Annotated in this window: 16 protein-coding genes; 7 read left to right on the top strand and 9 right to left on the bottom strand. The window is 71.4% G+C overall.

Annotation, left to right across the window (positions count from 1 at the left end):
• Positions 1–6: 6 nt before the first annotated feature.
• The 5 genes from F8279_RS04010 (at position 7) to F8279_RS03990 (ending at position 7,770) form a co-directional block, all read left to right on the top strand.
• Positions 7–2,283, top strand: coding sequence for a family 20 glycosylhydrolase (locus tag F8279_RS04010; RefSeq protein WP_151499120.1), 2,277 nt, complete (start codon positions 7–9; stop codon positions 2,281–2,283).
• Positions 2,284–2,300: 17 nt separating this feature from the next.
• Positions 2,301–4,976 (top strand): discoidin domain-containing protein, encoded by a 2,676-nt coding sequence (locus tag F8279_RS04005; RefSeq protein WP_151499119.1) that lies wholly within the window; start codon positions 2,301–2,303, stop codon positions 4,974–4,976.
• A gap of 82 nt (positions 4,977–5,058) precedes the next feature.
• Positions 5,059–5,757: a (Fe-S)-binding protein gene (locus F8279_RS04000; RefSeq protein WP_151499118.1), complete on the top strand. Its 699-nt coding sequence runs from the start codon at positions 5,059–5,061 to the stop codon at positions 5,755–5,757.
• Positions 5,754–7,205: a lactate utilization protein B gene (locus tag F8279_RS03995; protein WP_151499117.1), complete on the top strand. Its 1,452-nt coding sequence runs from the start codon at positions 5,754–5,756 to the stop codon at positions 7,203–7,205. The genes F8279_RS04000 and F8279_RS03995 overlap by 4 nt, the downstream gene beginning before the upstream one ends.
• Positions 7,192–7,770, top strand: a complete 579-nt coding sequence (locus F8279_RS03990; RefSeq protein ID WP_225853117.1) for a lactate utilization protein C — start codon at positions 7,192–7,194, stop codon at positions 7,768–7,770. Before F8279_RS03995 ends, F8279_RS03990 begins: the two co-directional genes overlap by 14 nt.
• Before the next feature lie 68 nt (positions 7,771–7,838).
• On the opposite strand, the gene F8279_RS03985 is transcribed toward F8279_RS03990, so the two are convergent.
• The 7 genes from F8279_RS03985 to F8279_RS03955 all read right to left on the bottom strand — a co-directional run bounded on the left by F8279_RS03985 (position 7,839) and on the right by F8279_RS03955 (position 14,987).
• Positions 7,839–10,154: a beta-galactosidase gene (locus tag F8279_RS03985; protein ID WP_192580620.1), complete on the bottom strand. Its 2,316-nt coding sequence runs from the start codon at positions 10,152–10,154 to the stop codon at positions 7,839–7,841.
• Between the two features lie 135 nt (positions 10,155–10,289).
• On the bottom strand, positions 10,290–10,613 hold the full coding sequence (locus tag F8279_RS03980; protein ID WP_151499116.1) for a DUF202 domain-containing protein: 324 nt from the start codon (positions 10,611–10,613) through the stop codon (positions 10,290–10,292).
• Entirely contained in the window at positions 10,613–10,984 is a 372-nt protein-coding gene (locus tag F8279_RS03975) for a YidH family protein (protein ID WP_199733189.1), read from the bottom strand. Before F8279_RS03975 ends, F8279_RS03980 begins: the two co-directional genes overlap by 1 nt.
• Entirely contained in the window at positions 10,956–12,356 is a 1,401-nt protein-coding gene (locus F8279_RS03970; protein ID WP_225853116.1) for a sulfatase, read from the bottom strand. The genes F8279_RS03975 and F8279_RS03970 overlap by 29 nt, the downstream gene beginning before the upstream one ends.
• Before the next feature lie 32 nt (positions 12,357–12,388).
• Positions 12,389–13,396, bottom strand: coding sequence for an aliphatic sulfonate ABC transporter substrate-binding protein (locus F8279_RS03965; RefSeq protein ID WP_151499114.1), 1,008 nt, complete (start codon positions 13,394–13,396; stop codon positions 12,389–12,391).
• Entirely contained in the window at positions 13,393–14,175 is a 783-nt protein-coding gene (locus F8279_RS03960; RefSeq protein WP_151499113.1) for an ABC transporter ATP-binding protein, read from the bottom strand. The genes F8279_RS03965 and F8279_RS03960 overlap by 4 nt, the downstream gene beginning before the upstream one ends.
• Complete coding sequence (locus F8279_RS03955; RefSeq protein ID WP_151499112.1) at positions 14,172–14,987, bottom strand: ABC transporter permease; 816 nt, start codon at positions 14,985–14,987, stop codon at positions 14,172–14,174. Before F8279_RS03955 ends, F8279_RS03960 begins: the two co-directional genes overlap by 4 nt.
• Positions 14,988–15,207: 220 nt before the next feature.
• On the opposite strand from F8279_RS03955, the gene F8279_RS03950 reads away from it, so the two are divergent.
• Both F8279_RS03950 and F8279_RS03945 read left to right on the top strand, forming a co-directional pair.
• On the top strand, positions 15,208–17,613 hold the full coding sequence (locus F8279_RS03950) for a family 20 glycosylhydrolase (protein WP_151499111.1): 2,406 nt from the start codon (positions 15,208–15,210) through the stop codon (positions 17,611–17,613).
• An 80-nt stretch (positions 17,614–17,693) separates the two neighbouring features.
• A complete protein-coding gene (locus F8279_RS03945) occupies positions 17,694–18,884 on the top strand; it encodes an ROK family transcriptional regulator (protein ID WP_151499110.1) in 1,191 nt (396 codons plus the stop codon).
• Positions 18,885–18,964: 80 nt separating this feature from the next.
• Here F8279_RS03945 and F8279_RS03940 read toward each other — a convergent pair whose 3' ends face one another.
• Together F8279_RS03940 and F8279_RS03935 are read right to left on the bottom strand one after the other, a co-directional pair.
• Positions 18,965–19,807, bottom strand: coding sequence for a class II fructose-bisphosphate aldolase (locus tag F8279_RS03940; RefSeq protein ID WP_151499109.1), 843 nt, complete (start codon positions 19,805–19,807; stop codon positions 18,965–18,967).
• A 9-nt stretch (positions 19,808–19,816) separates the two neighbouring features.
• Entirely contained in the window at positions 19,817–20,713 is an 897-nt protein-coding gene (locus F8279_RS03935; RefSeq protein ID WP_151499108.1) for an SIS domain-containing protein, read from the bottom strand.
• Between the last annotated feature and the right edge of the window lie 4 nt (positions 20,714–20,717).

Here is a 20,717-nt window from a genome sequence, read left to right as displayed (position 1 = left end):
CAACACATGCGACTCCGACGACTCGCGGTCACCGGCTCGGTGGGCGCCCTCGCCGCCGCGGTGATCGCCGTGCCCGCCGGTACGGCCGCGGCCGTACCGGGCGATCTGCACGTCATCCCCGCTCTCAAGCAATGGACCGCCGGCACCGGCAGCTACACCTTCGGTGCCGCCTCCCGCATCGTTGTCGACCCCGCCTGGACCGCCCAGCTGAACGACGACGCGGCGACGTTCGCCGCCGACCTGCGCGACCTGACCGGCCGCACGGTTCCGGTCGTCACCGGCGCCGCCGCGGCCGGCGACATCCGGCTCACCCTCGGCGGCAACCAGCCCGTCGAGGGCTACACGATGACGGTCGGCTCCAGCATCGCCATCCAGGGCTCGACCGACACCGGTGCCTTCTACGGCACCCGCACCGTGCTTCAACTGCTCAAGCAGTCCAGCACCGTGCCGGCCGGCACCACCACCGACAGCCCGGTCAAGCCCGAGCGCGGCCTGATGGTCGACCAGGGCCGCAAGTACTTCACGGTGGATTGGCTCCGCAAGCACATCAAGGAGCTGGCCTACCTGAAGATGAACCGGTTCCACTTCCACCTGTCCGACACCTTCGGTTTCCGGCTGGAGAGCACCACCCATCCCGAGGTCGTCTCCGAGCAGCACTACACCAAGCAGCAGATGCGCGAGCTCATCGCGCTGGCCCGGCAGTACCACATCGAGATCGTCCCCGAGATCGACATGCCCGGGCACATGAACGCGATCCTGGCCAATCACCCGGAACTCCAGCTCACCGACGTGCGGGGCAACCGCGACCCGTACTACCTGGACCTGTCCAAGCCGGGCGCGTACACCCTGGTCCGGGACCTGATGACCGAGTTCCTGCCGCTGTTCCCGGGTCGGTACTGGCACATCGGGGCGGACGAGTACCTCGGCGACTACGCCAGCTTCGACGACTACCCGCAGCTTCTCGAGTACGCCCGCGCCAACTACGGACCGAACGCTGTCGCCCAGGACACCTACTACGGCTTCATCAACTGGGCCAACGACATCGTCCGCGCAGCCGGCAAGACCAGCCGGATGTGGAACGACGGCATCAAGAACAACGGCACCATCCGGCCGGCCTCGAACATCATCGTCGAGGCCTGGTACGGCCTCGGCATCGGCCCGCAGGCGCTGCTCGACCGCGGGCACACCCTCGCCAACGCCTCCTGGGACCCGACCTACTACGTGCCCGGCCGCAGCAAACCGAACCTGACCTGGGCGTACGAGACCTGGCGGCCGGACATGTTCCACGGCGGCGCCACCATCTCCGACCCGTCGCGCAATCTCGGCTCGCTCGTGCACGTGTGGTGCGACAGCCCGGACAACGAGACCGAGGACCAGATCGCCGCGGGCATCCGCACCATCCTGCGGGTGGTGGCCCAGCAGACGTGGGGCTCGCCCAAGCCGGTCGCCTCGTACACCGCGTTCACCACCGTCATGGACCGGATCGGCCGGGCGCCCGGCGGCCCGGGCGCGGACGGCAACCTGGCGCTCAACCGGCCGGTGACCGCATCCTCCACCGAGACGGCGAGCTTCCCGGCCACCGCGGCGGTCGACGGCAACCTCGGCACCCGCTGGTCCTCGGCCTGGACCGACCCCACCACGATCCAGGTCGACCTCGGCAGCAGCCAGGAGCTCTCCCGCGTCGTGCTGCACTGGGAGGCGGCCTACGCCCGCTCGTACCAGATCCAGACCTCCGCCAACGGCACCACCTGGACGACCGTGGCGAGCACGACCACCGGCGACGGCGGCAAGGACGAGCTGGCCGTCAGCGGCACCGCCCGCTACGTGCGGATGCAGGGCACCCAGCGCGGCACCGGCTTCGGCTACTCGCTCTGGGAGTTCGAGGTCTTCGGGCCCCGCCGCGGCCTGATCACCGGCCAGGCCAGCGCGCGCTGCATCGACATCCCGGCCAGCAACAGCGCCGACGGCACCGCGGTCAACCTCTGGGACTGCAACAGCGGGGCCAATCAGACCTGGACCCAGCGGGCCAACGGCAACCTGGTCGCTCTCGGCAAATGCCTCGAGCCGGCCGGCGGCAGCACCGCCGACGGCACCGGCATCGTGATCCGCACCTGCACCGACGCGGCGACCCAACGCTGGACCTACGACGCCGCCGGCAGCAGCTATCGCACCGGCGGTAAGTGCCTCGACGCCAACGCCGCAGCCACCGCCAACGGCACCCGTCTGGTGCTGTGGCCGTGCACCGGCGCCGCGAACCAGCGGTGGACCCTCCCCGCCGCATGATGCATGGAGGAGCAAGGTTGCGTCACGCACAATCCCCACCCGGGCCACGATCCCGGCGGCGGCCCCTGGCCACCGTGCTGGTCGCCGGCCTGACCGCCGGCGCGCTCGCCACACCGGGCGGACCGCCGCCGGCCGCGGCGGCGCCACCGTCGGACCCGGCCTACGTCAACGCATCCGGCCAGGTCTTCCCCGGTGTCCAGCCGGGCCCGGCCACGGTGTCGCTGTCCGGCGGCAGCTTCACGCTGGCCAACGCGGCACTGTCGGCCACCTGGAACCTCAGCGGCAGCACCGTCTCGCTGACCCGCTTCGACAACCGGGCGGCGAACCGCACGGCGCCGATGAGCCTGCGCGGGCTGTTCACGCTCACGCTGGCCGACGGCACCACCATCACCCCGGCGAACATGACGGTCACGGCCGCTCCGGCGCTCAGTGACCTGCCGGCCGACGCGGCCTCGGCCCGGCTCGCCGAGCGCTACGCCGGCAAGGCCGTCACCACCACCTTCCGGTACGCGTCCGGCGGGCGCACGCTCGAGGTGCAGTGGCAGGTACGGCTGCGCGGCGGCGCCAACTCGGTGCAGCACAGTTTCACCGTCCGGTCGGTGGCCGGCACCTTCGACATCACCTCGCTGCGCCTGGTGCAGCTGAGCCTCGGCGAGGCCCGCGTCATGGGTCAGGACGACGGCAGCCCGGTGGTGCACGGCGCCGCGGGCGGCGAGACGCTGTTCGTCGGCATCGAGAACCCGATGGCGAAGCCCACCGTGAGCGGCAGCGACGTCGACATCGCGGTGGCGCGCGCCGGCGACCTGATCCAGGGCGAGTCGTGGAACTACACGACGTCCACCGGTGTAGCCCCGGCCGGGCAGCTGCGCCGCTCGTTCCAGTACTACGTGCAGCGGGAGCGGGCCCACGACCGCCGGACGTTCCTGCACTACCAGTCGTGGATGGACCTCAAGCCGCCGGGCCTGGTCATCAACAGCGCGGAGCTGACCCGGGCGGTGAACCTGTTCGGCACGCAGCTGACCAACCGCGGCGCCAAGATCGACAGCTTCTGGGTCGACGACGGCTGGGACTACCTGCGCGCACCGGCGGTCAACGAGTCGAACCTCAACGTCTGGTCGTTCGACCCGACTCAGTTCCCCACCGGTTTCGCACCGCAGCGGGCCGCCGCCGCGCAGTACGGCGCGTCGATGTCGGTGTGGATGTCACCGTTCGGCGGGTACGGCCAAAGTGCCGGCACCCGAACCGCGCTCAACGCCAGCAAGCCGGCCGCCCAGCAGTACGAGACGCACGGCGGCGGCCAGTTCAAGCTGGGCGGCCCGAAGTACTACGAGCGGTTCCGGTCGGTCGCCTTCGACATGATGGACAACCAGGGCGTCCGCGGCTTCAAGTTCGACGGCATCGGCGGCGGCCTCTACCAGCGGGGCCCGAACGCCGACTACATCGCCGACTACGAGGCGCTGCTCAAGCTGACCGGCGACCTGCGGGCGCACCAGAAGGAGGTGTTCGTCAACGCCACCGTCGGCACGTGGGGCTCGCCCTACTGGCTGTGGTTCGTCGACTCGATCTGGCGCGACGGCGACGACGCGTACCTCAACGGCGCGGGCACCCCGCAGCAGCGATACGTCAACTACCGCGACTCCGAGACCTACCGCAACATCGCCGTGCAGAACCCGCTGTTCCCGGTGCCCAGCGTCATGAACCACGGCATCATCTTCTCCGACCGCACGCCGCAGTTCACCGCGGACCACGACCTGACCAAGCCCAGCGTGCAGGCTCAGGTCTCGCAGGACATCCGGGCGTACTTCGCGCTCGGGCTGAGCCTCCAGGAGCTGTACGTGCGCAACACGCTCGTCGACGCGAGCCGGCCGGGCGCGGCCTGGTTCTGGGACACCGTGGCGGCCAACGCCAGGTGGGCGCGCGCCAACCAGGGGCTGCTGAGCGACGTCCGCTGGGTCGGCGGTGACCCGGCCTCGGGCGCCGTCTACGGCACGACCGCCTGGAACTCCACGACGGGCGCGTCGAAGGGCATGCTGATGCTGCGCAACCCGTCGGCGTCGGCGCAGACGTTCACGGTGAACCCGCAGACGCTGTTCGAGCTGCCCGGCGGGGTGTGGCAGCGATACCGGTTCACCGAGCGGGACGGGCTGCGCCCCGGCTTCGTGGTCGGCCCGGCCGGACCGATGACCGTCACCCTCCAGCCGTTCGAGGTGGCCGTCTTCGAGGCGGCGCCGACCGACGAGCCGCTCGGCGGCACCACAGTGCTGTCGCGGGCCGGCTGGACAGCGAGCGCCGACAGCGTCGAGACGACCGGGGAGAACGGCAACGCCGCCAACGCCATCGACGGCGACCCGGCCACGATCTGGCACACCCGGTACGTCGGCGGGATCGCCGGCATGCCGCACCAGATCACGCTCGACACCAGGCGCAACCACCGGATCGAACGGCTGGACTACCTGCCCCGTCAGGACGGCGGGACCAACGGCATCATCGCCGACTACCAGATCCAGACCAGCGCCGACGGCGTCACCTGGACCCAGGTGGCCGCCGGCACGTTCGGTGCGGGCAGCGCCCTGAAGTCGGTCTCGTTCACACCCACCACGGCCCGCTACGTCCGCCTGTGGACCACCCGAGCCACAAACGGCGCCGGGTACGCCTCGGCCGCCGAGATCAACCTGTACGGCTCGGCAGCCTGACCGATTCGGCCGCCCCGGGGCAGCGCCGCCCCGGGGCGGCCGGCTCCTGCTGCCATGGCGAAGCGAAGGGATCCACCACGCTGTGCGCGTAGCCCTCTTCATCACCTGCGTCAACGATCTGTTGTATCCGCAGACCGGACGCGCCGTCGTCACCGTGCTGGAACGCCTCGGCGTTCACGTGGACTTCCCGCAGGCACAGACCTGCTGCGGGCAGATGCAGGCCAACTCCGGTTACCGGTCCGAGGCCCTGCCCCTCGTACGAGGATTCGTCGACACCTTCGCCGCGTACGACGCGATCGTCGCCCCGTCCGGCTCGTGCGTGGCGATGGTCCGCGATTCCTATCCGGCGCTGGACCCGGCCGCCGCCGAGATCGGCGCACGCACCTATGAGCTCTCGGAGTTCCTCATCGACATCCTCGGCGTCACCGACGTGGGCGCACGCTTTCCCGCCCGCGTCACCTACCACCCCACCTGTCACGGGCTCCGCATGCTCCGCCTGGGCGACCGGCCGGAGCGCCTGCTGCGCGCGGTGCGCGACCTCGACCTGGCCGAGCTGCCCGGCGCGGACGAATGCTGCGGCTTCGGCGGCACGTTCGCGCTGAAGAACAGCGGCGTCTCGGGAGCCATGCTCACCGACAAGTGCGCGGCGGTCCGCGACACCGGCGCGACGGTCCTCGCGGCGGCGGACAACTCCTGCCTCGCCCACATCGGCGGCGGCCTGTCCCGCAGTGGCGCACCGGTGCGAGCCCTGCACTACGCGGAAATCCTGGCGGCGGCGTGACCAGGAGACGGAGTCAGGCTCGCCCGGCGGCGCCGCTGGCCGAGGGCACGGCGTTTCCGGAGGCGGCCGCGGAGCGGCTGCGCGACACGCAACTGCGGGCCAACCTGCGCCGCGCCACCCACACCATCCGCGACAAGCGGGCCGCCGTGGTCGGCGAGGTCGAGGACTGGGAGGCGCTGCGTGACACCGCAGCGGCGATCAAGGCGGACGTCCTGTCCCGTCTGCCCGAGCTGCTCACCCGGTTCGAGGTGGCGGCGACCGCGGCCGGCGCGACGGTGCACTGGGCGCGCGACGCCGCCGAGGCCAACACCGTGGTGACCGCGCTGGTCCGGGACACCGGCGCCGACCAGGTGGTGAAGGTCAAGTCGATGCTCACCCAGGAGATCGGGCTGAACGAGGCCCTCGCGGCGTCCGGCATCGAGGCGACCGAGACGGACTTGGCCGAACTCATCGTGCAGCTGGCCGACGACCGGCCGTCGCACATCCTGGTGCCCGCCATCCACTACAACCGCACGCAGATCCGGGACATCTTCCGCGCCCGCATGCCCGGTGCGTCGGCCGAGCTCGGCGACGACCCGGCCGACCTCGCCGAGGCCGCCCGGCTGCACCTGCGCCACCGCTTCCGTACGGCGAAGGTGGGCATCTGCGGCGCGAACTTCGCCGTCGCCGAGACCGGCAGCCTCGTGGTGGTCGAGTCCGAGGGCAACGGCCGCATGTGCCTGACCCTCCCGGAGACGCTGATCGCCGTGGTGGGCATCGAGAAACTGGTGCCATGCCAGGCCGACCTCGGCACGTTCCTGCGCCTGCTGCCCCGCTCCTCCACCGGCGAGCGGATGAACCCGTACACGTCGATCTGGACCGGAGTGACCCCGGGCGACGGCCCGCGGGCAGTCCACGTCGTCCTGGTGGACAACGGCCGCACCGCCGCCCTCGCCGACCCGGTGGGCCGCCAGGCGCTGCGCTGCATCCGCTGCTCGGCCTGCCTCAACGTCTGCCCGGTGTACGAACGCGTCGGCGGCCACGCGTACGGCAGCGTGTACCCCGGCCCGATCGGCGCCATCCTGTCACCTCAGCTGACCGGCGTCGCCCTCAACGACACCGCACGCAGCCTGCCGTTCGCCTCGACGCTCTGCGGTGCCTGCTACGACGTCTGCCCCGTGAAGATCGACATTCCGCGGGTGCTGGTCCATCTGCGGCAGGCCGTGGTGGACAGCCGCCGGGCCCGGCCGTCGGGCGAGCGCGCCGCGATGCGCGCCGCGTCCTGGGTGATGCGCCACCGTAGGCGGTACGCGGCGGCACTGCGCGCCGCCCGTCGTGGCGCCGGGCTGATGCCCGGCGACCGGATCAAGCGCCTGCCGTGGCCGGCCTCGGCCTGGACGACCATCCGCGACGCGCCGAAGCCGGCCGCCGAGACCTTCCGAGAGTGGTGGATCCGTGAACGCTCGTGACGAGATCCTGGCCCGGGCCCGGCAAGCCGCGGCAACCGGCCCCACACACACGCCGGGCGACACGATGCCGTGCACACCGCGCCCGGGAGATGCCGACCGGTTCGCCGAACGGCTGGCCGACTACCGGGCGCTCGTCACGAGGTGCGCGCCCGAGGGGCTGTCCCGGTCGGTCGCCGCGGCGCTCGCCGGCGTACCGACGGTCATCGTGCCGGACGACGCTCCCCGTGGGTGGCTCGCCCACTACGACGGACGCGTGGTGACCGATGTGGACGCCGCGGACGCGGTGCTGACCGGCTGCGCGGCGGCCGTGGCGGAGACCGGCACGGTGATCCTCGACGCCGGGCCTGCCCAGGGTCCGCGAGTGCTGAGCCTGATTCCGGACCACCACATCTGCATCGTCCGCGCGTCGCAGATCCACGCCGACGTGCCGGACGCCGTGGCGGCGCTGCGCCCCACCGCCCCGCAGACCTGGATCTCCGGGCCGTCCGCCACCAGCGACATCGAACTCGACCGGGTGGAAGGTGTGCACGGCCCTCGGCGACTGCACGTGATCCTGGTGCGCTGAGCCGCACCCGGCGGTCCGGGAGCGCGCACCGCGCCTTCCGGGAACCGCCGGGCGCGGCCCGGCCCGGCTCAGCCGGCGCTCAGCCTCCAGTGCTGGCTGAGGTCGCCGTTGTCGGTCTGCTGCACGATCAACGCGCCGTCCCCGGTCGCGCTGCCGGACACGCCGAGCACCTTGCCGGTCGACACGTTCACCAGCTTGACGAAGTCGCCGGTCACCGTGACGAGGCGCCACTGCTGGTTGGCGCCGCCGTTGCTCGGCCACTGGATGATGCGGGTGCCGTCGGCGGCCACGTTGCCCTCCACGTCGACGAGCAGCGCCGAGTTGACGTTGGTGATCGTGGTGACACCGCCGGCCGCGCCGGCCATCTGCCACTTCTGGTTGGCGCCGCCGTTGCCCGCCCACTGCACCAGCTGCACGCCGGGTTCGGGGGACAGCGCCGGCACGTCCAGCACCTTGCCGCTGCGCCGGTTCGTCAGCGTGAAGGTGGACGCCCCGGCCTGGCCGCTGAGGGTGGCCTCGAAGGTGATCGGCGCGGCCTGCGTCTGGTGCAGGTCGAAGACCACGATCTCGTTGGCACCGGCCCGCAGCCAGGGTGCGGGACAGTAGAGCCGGTGCTGCGGGCCGATCTTCCAGTAGCGGCCGAGGTTACGGCCGTTGACCCAGACGACGCCCTTGGTCCAGCGCGACATGTCGATGTAGGTGTCACCGGTCTGGGTGAGGTTCACCGTGGCCTTGAAGAAAATGCCGGGCCGGGACGGGTTGCTGATCACCGGGCGCAGGCCGGCCACGTACGCCTCGTCGACCGGCAGTGAGAAGGTCTGCCACCCGGTCAGCGTGGTGCCGCCCAGCGACACCGAGTTCGTGATGCCCTTGCGGTCGACCACGTACCGGCCGAAGTTGTTGCGGCCCATGCCCTCGACCAGGATGTCCAGCGTCGGAGCGGCGACGGCCGAGCTCTGCAGGGGCAGCGCCGCGTTGCCGAGCACGATGCCCAGCGGTCCGGTGTAGGTGGACGCGACGTTCTGCCGCGAGATGCCGCCCTGGTAGACGCCGTTGAGGAACACGGTGGCGTAGTCGCGCACCGAGTTGACGGTGAGGTCGGCGCGGGCGTAGCCGGGCAGGGTGCGCCGGTAGAGGATGAAGCCAAAGCTCTGCCCGTACATCTCCATCGGCTGCGGGTTGACCGCGGACGGCAGCGCGGCGGGCAGGTTGTCCCAGATCGACGCGTACGGGGTGGGCTGGATGCCGGTCCGCACGATGGTGGGGATCGGCGCCGGCACGGCCGGCGGGGTGGTGCCGAGCGACGATGAGATGATCTTGCGGTACGCCGAGTACATGCGGCCCGGCCCGCCCTGCTCGGTGATCGGCGCGCCGTAGTCGTAGCTGGTGATGTCGGCCTGGTAGCCGCTGCCGTCGTCGTTCGCGTTGGCCCCGGCGAAGTAACCGAAGTTGGTGCCGCCGTGCAGCATGTAGAAGTTGAACGACAACCGGCCGGACATCAGCCCGCGCAGCTCGGTGGAGATGTCGGTGGTCGCCCCGGCGAAGGTGCCGTCGCCCCAGTGCGTCAGCCATCCCGGGTACAGCTCACCGGAGAAGGCAGGCACCGCCGGGAAGGACTGCCGTGCGGCCGCGATGGCGGCCGCGTCACCGCGGCTGAGCCCGATCGCCCCGCCGGTGACGACCGAGCGGGCGGCCTGCACCTGCGCCAGCGGATCCTGGGTGTAGAACGGGCCGGCGATGCCGGCCCGCAGCCACAGCTGCCGCAGCTCCTCGAGGTAGACGGTGTCGTTGCCGAAGAAGCCGTACTCGTTCTCCACCTGCACCATCAGGATCGGCCCGCCGTTGGCGACCATCAGCGGACGCACCTGCGCGGCCAGGGCGTTGACGTAGCGGGTGACCGCGGCCATGTAGTTCGGGTCGGACGCCGTCCGTACCCGCAGCTTGATGTTCGGGTGGCGCATCAGGTACGCCGGGATGCCGCCGGCGTCCCATTCGGCGCACACGTACGGGCCGGGCCGCAGCAGCACGTACATGCCCTCTTCCTGGCACAGCCGGATGAAGGCGGCGATGTTGCGGCGATCGGTGCTGAAGTCGAAGACGCCCTCGCGCGGCTCGACGTCGTTCCACATGATGTAGACGCCGATCGCGTTCAGGCCCATCGCCTTGGCCATCTGGATCCGGTGCCGCCAGTACTCCACCGGAATCCGGCACGGGTGCATCTCGCCGCTGCGGATCTGGAAGGGCTGGCCGTCCAGCAGGAAGTTGCTGCCGTCGGCGGAGAAGCCGAAGGTCTGCGCTGCGGCGGCGTGCGCGGGACCGCCCGACCCCAATGCGGCCGCGAACGGGGTGAGCGTGCTGACTGCGAGCAGTGTGCGTCGGCGCATGAGGCTCCCTTAGCTCGGTGCGACTACACCGATCGTGCCAGCCTATGCTCGAAGTTGTAAATATTTACATCTAAAGTTGCTTATCTTTTCATGAACGCGGTCAGCGCATCGGGAAGTCTCGATACAGAAGGCGGCTCACCAGCCGGCCAGGACGGAGGTGGCGACCGCCAGGCCGCCCGTCACGACCAGCAGGCCGCCCGCGGCCAGTAGAACCGCGTCGCCCGGCCGCCCCAGTCCGCCGGGCTGCCGGACGACCCGGTAGCGGCGGCGGGCCAGGACGGCCACCGCGACGGCCACCGGCGCGCAGGCCAGCACGCATCCCGCCGCGAAGGGATGGCGGGGCACCAGCTCCCGGCCGGCCAGCACCAGCACGGTGGCCGTCGCGAGAGCGGTGCGCAGCCACGCGAGCAGCGTGCGTTCGGCCTGCGCGCCGGGGTCGGGTGGCCGGCGTGGCTCCATCAGATCAGCACCGCCAGGCTGATCATCACGCCGGACACGATCACCGCCGCCGCCGACACCACCACGACGGGGGTGGACGGCAACGGCGCTCGCATCCGCAGGGCGCGCTCGTTGCGGATCCAGCGGGGAAACGCCTCGGCGGCCACCAGGACCGCCAGCAGTGCCAGCACCGCGGCGGCCCACTGTGCGCCGTCGCGGCCGAAGGCCTTCACCGCGACAGCGGCCACCATGAGACCCAGGGACGTACGCAACCAGGCGAGGAAGGTGCGTTCGTTGGCCAGGGTGAACCGCGGGTCCGGCTCGTCGCCCGTCCCGTAGACCCGGCGCGGCCAGCGACGGTCGTCAGGCGGCCGGGGTCCATGGGGCGTCACCGCACTCCTCCTGCACACGGGCGAGCTCGCGGGTGAGCGACGCCCGGATCGCCGCATACGCCGGGTCGTCGTAGACGCTGCGCATCTCCCACGGGTCGGCCCGCAGGTCGAACAGCTCCCACTCGGGCGGCTGGGGCGTCGCGGACGTGCCGGGCAGGCCGAGCCCGTCGGCGTAGTAGAAGACGAGCTTGTGGTCATGGGTGCGCACCCCGTAGTGCGCCCACACGTGGTGCTCGTTGTCGTCGTGCTCCCAGTAGCGGTAGTACACCGACTGCCGCCAGTCGTCCACGTCGTCGCCGCGCAGCAGGGGCCGCAGCGAACGGCCCTGCATCCGCGGGTCGGCCGGCACCCCGGCGTAGTCGAGGAACGTCTGGGCGAAGTCGACGTTCATGGCGAGGGCGTTCGTCGTCGTACCAGCCGGGATCTCCGCCGGGTAGCGGATGAGGAACGGCATCCGCAGCGACTCCTCGTACATGAAGCGCTTGTCGTACCAACCGTGGTCGCCCAGGAAGAAGCCCTGGTCGGAGGTGTAGACGACGATGGTGTCGTCGGTCAGCCCGTGCTCGTCGAGGTAGTCGAGCAGGCGGCCCACGTTGTCGTCCACACTCGCCACGCAGCGCAGGTAGTCCTTGATGTAGCGCTGGTAGGTCCAGAGCGCCGCCTCGTCGGGGTCGAGGTCCGGCGGCAGCAGTTCCTTGACGTCGTCGGCGGTCAGGTCCCGGTCGATGCGCATCCGGGCGGCCCGCGCGGCGGCGGCGTGCCCGGAATGGTCGTCGTCGAAGGTGGCCGGGACGATCACGTCGTCGACGTACATGTCGCGGTGCTTGTCGTCGGGTTCCCAGTTGCGGTGCGGGGCCTTGTGGTGCACGAGCAGGCAGAACGGCCGCGACCGGTCGCGCTGGTCGAGCCAGTCGACGGCCAGGTCGGTGATGATGTTCGTGCAGTAGCCGGGCCGGACCCGCTCCACGCCGTCGGCGCCGTAGAAGACCGGATCGCGGTAGCGGCCCTGGCCGGGCACGACCTCCCAGTAGTCGAAACCGCGGGGGTCGTGCTCCGGCCCGTGCCCGAGATGCCACTTGCCGACCAGGGCGGTCTGGTAGCCGGCCCGGCGCAGCAGCTCGGGGAAGACGAGCTGACGGTTGTCAAACTCGGTCGACAGCGTCTGCACGCCGTTCACATGGTTGTAGGTGCCGGTGAGGATGGTTGCCCGGCTCGGCGCGCACAGCGAGTTGGTGCAGAAGCAGTTGCCCAACAGGGCGCCGCCGGCCGCGATGCGGTCGATGTGCGGTGTCTCGTTGATCTTGCTGCCATAGGCGCCAACCGCATGCGCGGCATGGTCGTCGGCCATGATGAAGACGATGTTGGGCCGCACGGCCTTCCTTTCTTGCCTGGAGTCGCTCAACCTCAGGCGGCGTAGGCGGCCGCGTCGTAGTAGCTGGCCGGGTCGGTGGCCTCGGGCAGCTTGCCGAGGTCCTTGAACAGGCCGTTGAGACCGCTGAGCCAGCCGTTCACGGTGCCGTCCTTCGACCTGGCGGCGAGTTCGGCGGAGGGCAGGAACCGGGCGTTGGTGGCCTCGGCGCGCAGCTGGTCGGCGGGCGCCGACCTGAGGAACTTCGTGGTCACCTCAACCGCGGCGTCGAGGTTGGCGGCCCGCTCGTCGTTGGCGGCCTTGAGGACCGCGAGCACCTTCTTCACGAGCTCCGGCTTGCCGCTCACGACCTGATTGCGTCCCACGTACGCGGACGGGAAGCTGACCTTCGGGTAGAAGTCCTCGTTCTTGGACAGCTCGGCGAGATCCGGCACCCGCTTCTTGATCGTGCCGATGAGCGGGTACCAGATGCCGGCCGCGTCGATCTGCCCGGAGCCGAACGCGGTGACCACCGTGCTGGCGTCCATGGACACCTTCTGGATGTCGTCGATGGTGAGCCCGGCCTGCTGCAGGGCCAGCCGCACGATCATGTCGCCGGAGGTGCCCTCCGGTACGCCGACCTTCTTGCCCTTGAGCGCGGCGACCGAGGTGATGCCCGGCTGGGCGATGACCCGGTCGGCGAAGCCGAGCGAGTTGATCGCGATGACCCGCGCCTTGCCCGAGGCGGGCAGCCACATCGCGCCGGGGCCGATGTAGCCGAAGTCGAGGTCGCCGGCGCCCAGCGCCTGCACCTGCAGCGGCCCGTTGGTGAAGACCTTGAGCTCGGGCTTGAGGCCGTGCTGCGCCCACAGGCCCTTGTCCTCGGCGATGGCCATGAGGCTGGCGCCGGTGAAGTCGGCGATGTAGCCGAGCTTGACCGGCTCGGTGGCGGAACCGGAGCCGCCGGTTCCGGACGGCTCCTCGTCGCCGCAGGCGGCGAGGGCGGCGGTGGCGCCGATGCCGGCGAGGCCGGCGAGAACGGAACGACGGGACAAAGGACTCATCGGGCGGAACCTTCCTGTACGGGCTGGTGATACACGGCGCGCCAGACCCGGTTGCGGATCCGGGTGAACTCCGGGGAGAGACGGACGGCTTCGGTGCGCGGGTACGGCAGGTCGACGTCGATGACCTCCTGCACCCGGCCGGGCCGGGCGGCCATGACGACGACCCGGTTGGCGAGGTAGACGGCCTCGTCCACGTCGTGGGTGATGAACATGACGGTGCGCTGCTCGGAGCCCCAGGTCGCCAGCAGCTGGTCCTGCATCTGCACGCGAGTGAGGGCGTCGAGCGCGCCGAACGGCTCGTCCATGAGCAGCACCTGCGGGTCGACGGCATACGCCCGGGCGATCGCGCAGCGCTGCCGCATGCCGCCGGACAGCATCCGCGGCAGCACGTCGGCGAAGTCGGTCAGGCCCACCAGGTCGATGAAGTGCTGAGCCCGCCTGCGCCGCTCGGCCCGGCCGACCTTGGCGATACGCAGGCCGAACTCGACGTTGTCCCGGACGGTCAGCCAGGGGAACAGCGCGTACTGCTGGAAGATGACGCCGCGTTCCGGGCTGGGCCCGCGCACCGGACGGTTGTCGACGAGCACCTCGCCGCCGGTGGGCTCGACGAGGCCGGCCGCAATGTTCATGAGCGTCGACTTGCCGCAGCCGGAGGGCCCGACCACGGTGACGAACTCGCGGTCGGCGATGTCCAGGTCCACGCTCTGCAGCGCCTGGAAGGGCTTGCCGCCGACGTCGAAGGTGCGGCTGGTGGAGCGGAAGGAGATCTTCTCGGTCATCGGCGTTCCTGCCATCCGGTGAGGCGCTTCTCGGCCGCGAGCAGGAGCCGGTCCATGATCAGGCCGAGCACGCCGATGGTGATCAGTCCGACGAAGATGCTGGGCAGGTCGTAGTAGATCTGGGCCTGCTGCATCCGGTAGCCGAGCCCCTCCTGCGCGGCGATCAGCTCGGCTGCCACCAGGGTGGCCCACGCCGCGCCGAGGCCGACGCGCATGCCGACCAGGATGAACGGGGTGGAGGCGGGCACGACCACCCGGCGGAACACCACGGCGTCGCCGGCACCCAGCACCCGGGCCGCGTTGATCGTGGTCTTGTCGACGCTCACCACGCCCTGGAACGTCGACACGACGCAGGACAGGAACGCGGCCAGGAAGATGACGAAGACCTTGGGGGTCTCTCCGATGCCCATCAGCAGGATGGCGAGCGGGATGACGGCCAGCGGCGGGATGGTGCGGAAGAACTGCACGTAGGGCTCGATGAGGCCGCGCGCGGTGCGGTACCAGCCCATGAGGAAGCCGACCGGGACGGCGAGCGCGGTCCCCAGCGCGAAGCCGATGAACACCCTCCGGAGGCTGGCCAGGGCGTCGTCGAGCAGCGTGCCGTCCATGGCCAGTTCGCCGGCGCGGACGGCGACCTCCTGGGGGCCGGGCAGTCCGGACACGCCGGCCCGGGCCAGGCCGGTCCAGATGCCGAGGCCGAGCGCCACGGCGAGCACGTTCCAGACCGGCAAGGGCAGGGCGCGGCGCGGCGGCGAGGCCGCGCGGGTGGTTCCCGGCGCGCGCGGCCGCGACGGACGGACATCTGTCGGCACGGTGGTCCTCCGTAGCCAGGTCGGGGAGCGGGGCTGGACGAATCTTGGGCGCCATCGCGAATCTTGTCAACCCGTCGGACTAAATAGGCCGAGCTGGTCGCGACGTAGGACGTCTCATCTTTGGCGGCAGTGTAGCCGCAGATTTTTGTTCAACCCATTTACGTTAATGAGTGGCGCCGCCATACTCCGCATAACCGACTCGCGGAGACGAAGGAGTCCCATGCCATCCCCTCGACGCCGCAGGCTCGCGGCGTACCTCGCCGTCGTGCTCGGCACGACGATCGTCGCCCCTCTCACCGGCGGCACGGCCCCGGCCGCCGCCGCTCCCGTGAACCTCGCCCGCACGGGCACCGCCACCGCGTCCAGCGTCGAACTGGACCGCGCCGATTTCGTCGCGGCGCACGTCAACGACGGCAACCGCAACAGCCGGTGGTCGTCGAAGTATCAGGACAACAGCTGGGTCCAGGTGCAGCTGGCGTCCGCCGCGCGGGTCGACCACGTCACGATCAGCTGGCCCAACGCCTGCGCCCGTGACTTCGTCCTGCAGACCTCGGCCAACGGCACCACCTGGACCGACGTGGCCCGCGTCCAGCGCGACACCTGCCCCCGCACCGACGTCATCGACGTGAAGTCGGCCCAGCCGGTGACCCACGTGCGGATGCAGGGACGCCAGCGGTGGTCGACCTACGGGTACTCGATCTCCGAGTTCGAGATCTGGGACAGCGTCGCGCCGGCACCCGCGCCGTCGCTGGGCCTGATCCCCAAGCCGGTGTCGTTGTCCGAGAACGGCGGCACGCCGTTCACCCTCGCCCCGGGTAGCCCGATCGTCGCGCTCGGCGCCGGAGCGAGCGCGCCGGCCAACCACCTGGCCGACATCCTGCGCCCGTCCACCGGCTACGCCCTGCCGGTCGTCGCACAGAGCAGCGCCGCCTCGCAGATCGTCCTCGACGTCGGCCCCGGCAAGGGACCGGCCGGCCAGGCCGCCGAGGGATACCGGCTGACGAGCACCTCGTCGCGGGTCACGATCAGCGCCGACACCGCGGCCGGCGCGCTCCACGGCGTACAGACGCTGCGGCAGCTCTTCCCGCAATGGGTGGAGTCGGACACCGTCGCCGCCGCGGTCTGGCAGGTACCGGCCGTGACCGTCACCGACTGCCCACGTTTCGCCTACCGCGGGATGATGCTCGACGTCGCCCGCAGTTTCTACCCGATGAACGAGGTCAAGGCGTACATCGACGCCGCGGCCCAATACAAGATCAACCGCCTGCACCTGCACCTGACCGACGACCAGGGCTGGCGGATCGTGATGGACAACCCTGCGTCCAACCCCGCGGGGATCGACTACTCGCTGCTGACCCAGGTCAGCGGCCGCACGGCGATGACCTACAGCCCCAGCGGCCAGCTGATGGGCACCGAGCTCGGCGTCACCGGCTTCTACACCAAGGCCGACTACGCCGAGATCGTCCGCTACGCGGGCGTCAACGGCATGACTGTGGTCCCGGAGATCGACGTGCCGGGGCACACCAACGCCGCGCTGCACGCCATCCCGCAGCTGAACGCCGCGGGCGCGCAGCCGAAGCCGGCCCCCGGGCAGCAGACCGTCCCGCACAACGGCACCGGCAACGTCGGCTACTCCTCGCTCGACGCCGACAGCCCCGCCACGTACGAGTTCGTCCGGCAGGTGCTGACCCAGATCGCGGCCATGACGCCCGGCCCGTACCTGCACATCGGCGGCGACGAGGCCCACGTCACCAGCCACGCGGACTACACCACGATGGTGAACAACTTCAACGCGACGGTCGCGTCGCTCGGCAAGACCGTGGTCGGGTGGAACGAGTACTCCGGCACGACGCTGCCGCAGAACAACGCCGTCGTGCAGTACTGGAACGGCGACCGCACCGCGGTGGCCACCGCGGTGAACAACCGGGGCGCCAAGGTGCTCCTGTCCCCCGCGCCGCACACGTACGTGCCGCAGAAGCAGGACCCGCGCCAGCCGCAGGGCGGCACATGGGCGTGCGGCGGGCCGTGCGGTCTCGACCGGCACTACGACTGGGACCCCGGCACCTTCATCCCGAACATCGCCGAGAGCAGCGTGCTCGGCGTCGAGTCGGCCCTGTGGGGCGAGTGGATCCGCCGCCTCGGGCAGGCGCAGTACTACAGCTACCCGCGGCTCATCGCCACCGCCGAGGTGGGCTGGACCCCGCAGGCTCAACGCGACTACGCCGACTTCACCACCCGGCTGTCGGTGGCCGGCGGCCGGCTGACCGTCCAGGGAATCAACTTCTTCCCCACCGCCGACGTCCCGTGGCGGCGCCAGGTCATCGCTAGGCCGGCCACGGTGACCGTCGGCGCTCAGGCCGGCGCCACCTGGACGGTCACCGCCCCCGGCGCCGCGTCCGCCGACCTGATCGCCACGGTCACCTGGAGTGACGGACGCGTCGAGTCGCTGCCGGTCACCGCGACCCGGGAGGCGAACATCACGGCGATGCAGATCAACAGCGCGTTCACCGTGGTGTCCCGGCGTACGTTCGCGGCGGCCGGCACATACACCGGCACGCTGTCGGTGCGCTCGGCCGGACAGGCCCCGATCACCCGGGCACTGACCGTCACCGTGCGCGCCACCTGACCGTGGCGTCGCCGCCGTCGCCCCGCCCGGAGCGACGGTGGCGACCGGCGCCGACATGGGGGAGGCATGATGGTGCGGTGATGGAACGCCCGGATGCCATGCAACGCGTGCGGCGAGCGCACACCGAGACCCTGCTGGCGCAACTGCGCAGTGCCGGGCCGCTGAGCCGGGCAGAGCTGATCCGGCTGACCGGGCTGTCGCGCACGACGCTGTTCGACATCATCGGCGACCTCATCACCCGCGGCGTCGTCGTCGAACGCGAACCCGAGCTGTCCGGCCAGCGCGGACGCGGACGGCCGACCTCGACGGTCAGCCTCAACCCGTCCGCCGGGCGGATCATCGGTATCGACCTCGCCCGCGCGAGCATCACCGTCGTCATCGCCACGCTCGGCCACGACATCCTGGCCAGCGGCACCCGCGCCGTCACGCTCACCGCGGGACCGGCCCGGCGCGCCGACGCGGCCGGCAAGCTCATCGACGACCTCGTCCGCGAGCACGACATCGACCTGCGTGCCCTCGAGGCGATCGGCATCGGCCTGCCCGGCCTCGTGACCGGGCGCGGCCGCCCGGCCGGCGGCGGCGGCTCCTCGGCGACCGCCAAGCAGATCAGCACCCGCATCCACGAACGCTACGGCGCGGCCGTGATCACCGACAACAACTCGCGGCTGGCCGCCCTCGCGGAGGGCACCTGGGGCGCGGCCCGCGACGTTCGTGACGCCGTCTACGTGCGGTGGAGCGATGGCGTGGGCGGCGGCTTCATCGTCGACGGCCAGCTGGCCCGCGGCGCGCACGGCGCCGCCGGCGAGATCGGGCACGTCAGCGTGGACCCGGACGGCGATCCCTGCCCGTGCGGCGGACGCGGCTGCTTGGAACTGCTGATCCGCCCGTCCGCACTGATCGAGCAGTGCGCCCGCCGCGGCGTCACCGTGCGGGATCCGGCCGACCTGGTCGCGCAGGCGCAGGCCGGCGTGCCGGCCGTACGGGAGGTGCTGCACGACGCCGCGGTCCTGCTCGGTCAGGTGCTGTCGGGCTCGGTGGTGCAGCTCGACCCCGGCACGATAGCCATCGGGGGCCTGCTGGCCCAGGCCGGCGACACGGTGCTCGAACCGGTGCGCACCGCGATCGCCCGGCTGGCGATCCCCCGTCATCCCCGGCGCGTGGACGTCGTGCCCGCCCAGTTCGGTGACGAGGGCGGAGCGATGGGCGCGGTGGCGGCCGCCCTGCGGTTCACCGCGTCCGAATCCCTGCTGCCGACCCGGCCGCTGACGTAGCCGTCGCCGCAGCGACGGCGCGCAGGAAACAGATCAGCCGGCGCAGCACCCACAGGTCCTCGACCACCGCTGTCGCCCGGCTAGTAGGCCGCGGACAGGACGGTGAGCAACCCGGCGACCACACCGGTCATCGCCTCCCGGCCGGCCGCCAGGTATCGCCGCGGGTCCGCCGAGGCAGGCAGGGCCCCGCGGACCGCGTCGGTGAACGCGACGTTGAGCGCGGTGCCGACATTGATCTTCACCATGCCGCGGGCGGCGGCGGCCCGGAGCTGCTCCAGCGGGACCCCGGACGAGCCGTGCAGGACCAGGGGTACCGGCACGGCGTCGCGAATCGCGCTCACCAGGTCGAGGTCCAGCGACGCCGTCCGCTCGGCCATGGCGTGTGAGCTGCCCACCGCCACGGCGAGCGCGTCGACTCCGGTCTCGGCCACGTATCGGGCCGCCTCGGCCGGGTCGGTGCGGACCCCGGCGGCGTGGGCGCTGGCCGGGGCGTCTGGTTTCCCGCCGACGTAGCCGAGCTCCGCCTCCACCCACAGCCCGCGGTCGTGCGTCCACTCGGCGGCCTTGCGGGTGGTGGCGACGTTTTCCGCGTACGGCAACGCGGAGGCGTCGACCATCACCGAGCTGAAGCCGGCGGCCGGAGCCTGCACCAGCAGGTTCAGGTCGTCGACGTGGTCCAGGTGCAGCGCCAGGTCCGCGGACGCCCGATGCGCGATGTCGGCGGTGGCCGCGGCGATGGCCGACACGCCGCCGTGGTAACGCGCCGCGTTCTGGCTGATCTGCAGGATGGCCGGCCGGCCGGCACGCTGCGCGGCGGCGGCGATCGCCTGCGCGTGCTCGATCGTGATGACGTTGAAGGCGAACACACCGGTACCGGCGGCGCGCGCGGCGGCCACCAGGTCGGCGGTGGGTACGAGGGTCATCGAAAGTCCTCAGGCGGTCGGTGCGGGCAGGACGACGGCACGCGAGAGCAGCCGCGGCCGGTCCGGGTTCAGGCCGCGGCGCACGGCGAGCTCGACCGCGAGCCGCTGGGCGGTGGTGAGATCGGCCATGGCGTCGATGCCGTTCTGCACCACGAGCGCGCCCGAGGCGGCGACGTCCTCGCGGAGTCCGGGCACCGGCTCCCCGAAGATCCACACCACCGACCGGTGGTCCACCACGCTGATCGGGCCGTGCCGGAACTCCATGGCGGGGTAGGACTCGGCCCACACCTGCGCGGCCTCCCGCACCTTCAGGGCCGCCTCGTGTGCCACGCCCACCGTCCAGCCGGTGCCGAGGAAGGTGAACTGCTGCCGGTCGGCCAGGGCCGGGTCGAGCGGCGCGTTCAGCGACGCCTGCGCCTCGAGGACGGCCGGCGTGAGGCTCTCGCCGAGGCCGGCCCGCCACGCGGCCAGCGCGGTGGTGGCGAAGCGGGTCTGCACCACCGACTCCTCGTCGGCGAAGTCCAGCACCACACTGGCGTTCGCGAGCTTGGCCGCGGGCCGGTCGGCAGCGGTCGTGATGACGGTGGAGCGGCTGTCGGCCGGCAGCTGACCCAGCAACCGCAGGATCTCGGTCGTGGTGCCGGAGCGGGTGATGGCGACCACCCGGTCGTAGTAGCGGCGGGCCGGGAACTCCGACGCCGCGAACGCGTCGGTCTCACCCTGACCGAGCGCCTCGCGCAGCGCCGCGCAACTTTGCGCCATGAAGAAGGACGTACCGCAGCCGACGACCGCGACCCGTTCGCCCAGGCGCGGGAGCATCTCCGTGGCACGCGACCGGGCGATCAGATCCGCGGCGCGGCGCCAGGTCTCGGGCTGGGCGGCGATCTCGGAGGCGACGTGGAACACGATT

It is taken from the genome of Micromonospora sp. AMSO1212t, assembly GCF_008868145.1.
In the GTDB taxonomy this organism is placed as follows: Bacteria; Actinomycetota; Actinomycetes; order Mycobacteriales; family Micromonosporaceae; genus Micromonospora; species Micromonospora tulbaghiae.
The sequence above is the reverse complement of the archived record's forward strand: the minus strand, read 5'-3'. Positions and strand labels throughout refer to the sequence as shown.

Coding starts and splice junctions, on each gene's coding strand:
- F8279_RS03940 (WP_151499109.1), bottom strand. CDS start 19,807: ATGACCCTCGTACCCACCGCCGACCTGGTGGCCGCCGCGCGCGCCGCC.
- F8279_RS04010 (WP_151499120.1), top strand. CDS start 7: ATGCGACTCCGACGACTCGCGGTCACCGGCTCGGTGGGCGCCCTCGCC.
- F8279_RS03985 (WP_192580620.1), bottom strand. CDS start 10,154: ATGCGCCGACGCACACTGCTCGCAGTCAGCACGCTCACCCCGTTCGCG.
- F8279_RS03950 (WP_151499111.1), top strand. CDS start 15,208: ATGCCATCCCCTCGACGCCGCAGGCTCGCGGCGTACCTCGCCGTCGTG.
- F8279_RS03945 (WP_151499110.1), top strand. CDS start 17,694: ATGGAACGCCCGGATGCCATGCAACGCGTGCGGCGAGCGCACACCGAG.
- F8279_RS03965 (WP_151499114.1), bottom strand. CDS start 13,396: ATGAGTCCTTTGTCCCGTCGTTCCGTTCTCGCCGGCCTCGCCGGCATC.
- F8279_RS03960 (WP_151499113.1), bottom strand. CDS start 14,175: ATGACCGAGAAGATCTCCTTCCGCTCCACCAGCCGCACCTTCGACGTC.
- F8279_RS03980 (WP_151499116.1), bottom strand. CDS start 10,613: ATGGAGCCACGCCGGCCACCCGACCCCGGCGCGCAGGCCGAACGCACG.